At 67.8% G+C, this 255-nt stretch carries 1 pseudogene; it reads left to right on the forward strand.

What is annotated here, in order from left to right:
- Positions 1 to 36: 36 nt before the first annotated feature.
- A pseudogene (locus tag SAHL_RS03335) lies at positions 37 to 255 on the forward strand (methyltransferase); the annotation flags it as partial.

A 255-nucleotide genomic window follows, 5' to 3' on the forward strand; every position in this document is an offset into this window, starting at 1 on the left:
ACCGCAACGTACCGGCTGCCACCCGAGTACGCCGCGGTGCTGACACCCGCCGCCGGGCCGGACAACCTCGCCCAAACGGCGGTGTTCATCCCGCTGATGGCGCAGGTCGAGGACCAGGCCGTCGACTGCTTTGCCAACGGCGGTGGCATCCCGTACTCGGCCTACCCGCGCTTCCAGCAAGTGATGGCGGAAAGCAGTGACGCCATTCACGATACCGCCTTGGTCGAGGCCATCGTGCCCACGGTGCCCGGTCTG

The sequence above is a fragment of the Salinisphaera orenii subsp. halophila YIM 95161 genome (assembly GCF_003732545.1).
Taxonomy (GTDB): domain Bacteria; phylum Pseudomonadota; class Gammaproteobacteria; order Nevskiales; family Salinisphaeraceae; genus Salinisphaera; species Salinisphaera orenii_A.